The organism is Streptococcus porcorum (assembly GCF_053203725.1).
The window spans coordinates 1-5,338 of the sequence record NZ_JBRUDG010000054.1 but is presented as its reverse complement, the minus strand read 5'-3'; the positions used below and the strand labels follow the sequence as shown (position 1 = coordinate 5,338).

The following is a 5,338-nucleotide window of genomic DNA, read 5'->3' as shown; positions in this document are numbered from 1 at the left end:
GGTTTCAGGAACTTTGAAAACTTTAAAAAACGGATTTTGATTGGCTTGAACATAAAGAAAGAGAGAACGAAGTTCGTCCTCTCTAGGTGTTAGCTTTTCATCTACCCACTACAGTTGACAAAGAGCCGTTTTTATTTAGGCTGAATAAAATAGCGTTCATCACCAATTGGAATGAGTTCAACAGTTGTTCCGTAAAGCAGTTTGAGGTATTCAGGTGTCAGCACCTCTTCTTTTTTTCCTGTAGCGACTATTTTACCTTCTCGAAGGAGTAGTAGGTGACTGATACTGGATGTTATTTCTTCAGCATGGTGAGTGACATAAAGGATGGTTGGGGCATGAGGGAGTTGTTTGATGTTTTCAACTAATTTGAGGAGTTTTTCTCTAGCAAAAAGATCTAGTCCACTGGTAGCTTCATCAAGGATGATGATGTCAGGGTTTTCCATGAGACTTCTTGCAATAAGTAAAAGTTGTTTCTCTCCTTGAGAGAGTGTGAAGTACCTGCGTCCGATAAGATGTGCTCCACCTAAGTGTTCTAACATGTCCTTGGCTTCGTTTAATTCTTTACTACCATAGGCTTTATATAAGATACTACTTTTATATTTTCCAGTTAGGACAATGTGTTCAGCAGGCATGTTTTTAGGAAGTCGTTCTGCAATAAAAGAGCCGACAATACCAATCTTTTGCCGGATGGGTGTAATATCGCCCTGTCCAAATTGGGCACCCAACACACAAACATCCCCTCTACTTTGAAAAAATTCTGCCATCAATAACTTTAATAGCGTTGTTTTCCCAGAACCATTTAAACCTAAGATGGCCCAAGCCTCTCCTTTTTTGACCTCCCAATTAAGATTGTCAAGTAAGGTTTTTCCTTGCTTGATGACGCTGACATTTTTTAGTGAAATTAAAGTCATAGACTCCCCCCTCTCTTTTGCTTTCATTATATCATATTCTCAAAGGTCTTTTAAAAGATTAGTCAAAAGTTGAGAATTGTGCTATAATTGAAGGACTATATTAAATTTGAGGAGAATGATAACAATGGAAGACCCTGGTAGTCAGTCCTTACTGTTACAATTTTTATTACTTTTAGTTTTAACCCTTTTAAATGCCTTTTTTTCAGCTAGCGAGATGGCGATGGTATCCTTAAATCGCTCGAGAGTAGAACAAAAAGCAGCAGAAGGTGATAAAAAATTTATCCGTCTATTAAGTGTTCTTGAAAATCCTAATAACTTTTTATCCACTATTCAAGTTGGGATTACCCTGATAACTCTTTTATCAGGGGCTAGTTTAGCTGATACACTTGGTAAGGAGATTGCTAAGTATCTAGGAAATTCAGCGACAGCTCAGACAGCAGGTAGCATGATTTCTCTTGCGTTTTTGACTTATATTTCTATCGTTTTGGGTGAGTTATATCCTAAACGTATTGCAATGAATTTGAAAGAGAATTTAGCAGTTGTTTCGGCTCCAGTTATCATTATTTTAGGAAAAATTGTTAGCCCCTTTGTCTGGTTGCTATCTGTTTCAACCAACCTTTTGAGTCGCATCACCCCTATGACTTTTGATGATGCGGATGAAAAAATGACGCGTGATGAAATTGCTTATATGTTGACCAATAGTGAGGAAACGCTAGATGCCGAAGAAATTGATATGCTACAAGGTGTCTTCTCGTTAGATGAACTGTTAGCGCGTGAGGTAATGGTTCCAAGAACTGATGCATTTATGGTTGATATCAATGATGAGTCTAATGTTATTATTGAGTCTATTTTAAAAGAAAATTTCTCTCGTATCCCTGTTTATGATGATGACAGAGATAAGGTAATCGGTGTTCTTCATACGAAAAAACTGTTACACGAAGGATTTAATCAGGGCTTTGACAAGCTTTCTATTCGAAAAATTATGCAGGAACCTCTTTTTGTTCCAGAGACCATCTTTGTAGATGATTTATTAAAAGCTTTGCGTAAAACACATAATCAGATGGCCATACTAAAAGATGAGTATGGTGGTGTGGCAGGGATTGTGACTTTGGAGGATCTTCTAGAAGAGATTGTGGGTGAGATTGATGATGAAACTGACAAGTCTGAACTAGAGGTGCGTGAAATTGGTGATCATACTTACATTGTCTTAGGGAGTATGAGCCTTAATGATTTTAATGAATACTTTGAAACAGAAATTGAAAATGTTGAAGTTGATACGATAGCAGGTTATTATTTAACAGAAGTCGGTGCTATTCCTAGTCAAGAAGAAAAACATAGTGTTGACATTGACTCTAATGGAAAACATCTAACCTTGGTTAATGATAAAGTGAAGGATGGACGGATTGTTAAATTAAAATTGATCATCACAAAAGAAACAACTATTGAAGAAGAATAAGGTTAGGTGTCTCATCTAACCTTATTTTTATAAATATGAGGTAAACACCAGCAGTAAGGCAAACAAATTGCAGATGATAGAGTTTTCTATGTAGGTTTTTTAACAATAAAAAACTAGAACAGCGATGCGACTGTCCTAGTTTTGGTTGATGAGAACCTTACCCTAATGGTTGCATTCATTAGAATAGGGTTAATTATATTATACACTAAATTTCATGTGATTTATTAAAAATTTTACATTTTATAGAAATTTTTTTATATTTTTTGAAAACCTTGTCAGTGTACTTTTTAGTAAAAGATGGTATAATACTACTATTAAAACGGTTACAAAAAGGGGAGCTTATGACAGATATAGACTATGGTCAGGTAACAGGTTTGGTTCATTCCACAGAAAGTTTTGGATCAGTGGATGGGCCTGGGGTACGCTTTATTATTTTTTTACAGGGCTGTAAAATGCGATGTCAATATTGTCATAATCCAGACACTTGGGCTATGGAATCAAACAAGGCCAAGGAGCGCACAGTGGATGATGTCTTGGCTGAGGCGCTTCGTTTTAAGGGGTTCTGGGGGAAAAAAGGAGGCATCACTGTCAGTGGTGGTGAGGCCCTTTTACAAATTGATTTTTTAATTGCCTTGTTTACCAAGGCACAAGAACTTGGTATTCACTGCACCTTAGATACTTGTGCTCTTCCTTTTAGAAATAATCCAGACTATTTAGTGAAATTTGATCGTTTAATGGCTGTTACAGACTTAGTTTTACTGGACATCAAGGAAATTAACAATAAGCAACATAAAAAGGTGACAGGTCAAAGTAATCAGACCATTTTAGATTGTGCCAAGTACCTATCTGATATTGGGAAACCAGTATGGATTCGCCATGTCTTAGTTCCTGGCTTGACGGATATTGATGAGGATTTGCTGGAATTAGGAAAATTTGTTAAAACCTTAAAAAATGTGGATAAGTTTGAGATTCTTCCTTATCATACTATGGGAGAATTTAAGTGGAGAGAGATGGGAGTGCCTTATCCATTAGAGGGAGTGAAACCGCCGACAGCTGAGCGCGTTAAAAATGCGAAAAATCTTATGGAGACAGAGTCTTATCAAGATTATTTGAAGAGGGTTAAAGCCTAGTACCTGTCTATTTCTTTACCTCATTTACTTTCTTGTAATTTCTTGCTATACTGATAAAGATAAGTGAGAAAGGAGAAGAGATGTTTACCGTTGTAAAAATGACCTCAGATAGTGTCTATTTGAGAAGCTCCGATGGAAGTATAAGAAAAGTTTTTCGTGAAACCTTGGATTTTAAGCCTGTCCTTGGAGATGAGGTAGAATTGTACACAATAGAAGACGAACTGTTGGTCGTAAAGGCTGGTGCTTTTTCTCCTTCTTCTAGTGAACGTGAGTTAAAAATGGGGTTGATTAGGGGAATTCTAGACTTATTTTTAGAAACACTAGCAATCCAAAATAATCATCTGTCTAACGTCAAAAAGGTATTATCTCAATTATGGGTTACTATTTTTATGACTTGGAGTTTAGTTGGGGTCATGCTTCTTAGTCTCCTTTTATTACTCGAATCCATCATTGTTTTGTGTTATCAGCTGCTTGTTAAAGCTTTTAGAAGTCTTAATTTGAGAGAAAAATTTAGAAACTTATCTCAAATGAGAAATGCTAACACTGATAGGACAAAAAAGGCAACTTTAGTTGAAGTGGAACCTGTTCCATCATCACAAGAAAAAAAAGACAACACTTGAAAAAGCATCAGTCGATCTGGTGCTTTTTTGTATGAGAAACGGTGGAAAAAACTTAACAGTTCTGTTAAAATAAGAAGGAAAAAGATTTATGAGGTAAAAGACATGTCTAAAATTTTAGTTTTTGGTCACCAAAATCCTGATACAGATGCTATTGCATCATCATATGGTTGGGCTTATCTTGAGCGCACAGCTTGGGGACGTGAGGCAGAGGCAGTAGCATTAGGTACGCCAAATGAAGAAACAGCTTTTGTTTTGGATTATTTTGGTGTTGAGGCTCCTCGTGTAGTGACATCCGCTAAAGCAGAAGGAGTTTCTCAAGTAATCTTGACTGACCACAATGAGTTTCAGCAATCCATTGCTGATATCCGTGATGTTGAGGTTGCAGCAGTTATTGACCATCACCGTGTAGCCAATTTTGAAACAGCTAATCCACTTTATATGCGTTTAGAACCAGTTGGTTCAGCATCATCTATCGTTTACCGTGCTTCAAAAGAAGCAGGTGTTGAGCTTCCACGTGAGGTTGCAGGCTTACTCTTATCTGGTTTGATTTCAGATACGCTATTGTTGAAATCACCAACTACTCATGCATCAGATCCACAAGTAGCTAAAGAGCTTGCTGAGATTGCTGGTGTTAACCTTGAGGAGTACGGTCTTGCTATGCTGAAAGCTGGGACAAACCTTGCAAGCAAATCAGCAGAAGAGTTGATTGATATTGATGCTAAAACGTTCGAATTAAATGGTAATGCTGTCCGTGTCGCTCAAGTTAATACTGTTGATATTGCAGAAGTTCTTGAACGTCAAGCTGAGATTGAAGCAGCTATGGTAGCAGCTTCAGAGGCAAACGGCTATTCAGACTTTGTTTTGATGATTACAGATATCATTAATTCAAACTCAGAAATCCTAGCACTTGGTCAAAATATGGATAAGGTTGAAGTTGCGTTTAACTTTAAGCTTGAAAACAACCATGCCTTCCTTGAAGGTGCAGTTTCTCGTAAGAAACAAGTTGTACCACAATTGACAGAGAGCTTTAATGCTTAATCCTAAAAAATGGAGTGGGCTATTTCCAATGCCATTACATTAAGCTGTTAACCAATAAAGGCTCTTTGTCAACTGTAGTGGGTAGATGAAAAGCTAACACCTAGAGAGGACGAAATTCGTTCTCTCTTTCTTTATGTTCAAGGCAATCAAAATCCGTTTTTTAAAGTTTTCAAAGTTCCTGAA

5 protein-coding genes are annotated in these 5,338 nt (G+C 37.1%); 4 read left to right on the top strand and 1 reads right to left on the bottom strand.

Annotated features, from left to right (window positions below; translation table 11 throughout):
* Positions 1-131: 131 nt before the first annotated feature.
* Complete coding sequence (locus ACVRWY_RS09260) at positions 132-911, bottom strand: ABC transporter ATP-binding protein (RefSeq protein ID WP_354369896.1); 780 nt, start codon at positions 909-911, stop codon at positions 132-134.
* 124 nt (positions 912-1,035) lie between these two features.
* Between ACVRWY_RS09260 and ACVRWY_RS09255 the strand changes: the two genes are divergently transcribed.
* The 4 genes from ACVRWY_RS09255 to ACVRWY_RS09240 all read left to right on the top strand — a co-directional run bounded on the left by ACVRWY_RS09255 (position 1,036) and on the right by ACVRWY_RS09240 (position 5,155).
* Positions 1,036-2,367, top strand: a complete 1,332-nt coding sequence (locus ACVRWY_RS09255; protein ID WP_354369900.1) for a hemolysin family protein — start codon at positions 1,036-1,038, stop codon at positions 2,365-2,367.
* 341 nt (positions 2,368-2,708) lie between these two features.
* Entirely contained in the window at positions 2,709-3,497 is a 789-nt protein-coding gene (pflA, locus tag ACVRWY_RS09250) for a pyruvate formate-lyase-activating protein (protein ID WP_354369897.1), read from the top strand.
* Positions 3,498-3,577: 80 nt separating this feature from the next.
* Positions 3,578-4,117: a hypothetical protein gene (locus ACVRWY_RS09245; protein ID WP_354369898.1), complete on the top strand. Its 540-nt coding sequence runs from the start codon at positions 3,578-3,580 to the stop codon at positions 4,115-4,117.
* Between the two features lie 102 nt (positions 4,118-4,219).
* The gene (locus tag ACVRWY_RS09240; protein ID WP_354369899.1) at positions 4,220-5,155 is read left to right on the top strand and encodes a manganese-dependent inorganic pyrophosphatase; all 936 of its coding nucleotides are present in this window, start codon (positions 4,220-4,222) and stop codon (positions 5,153-5,155) included.
* Positions 5,156-5,338 lie beyond the last annotated feature (183 nt).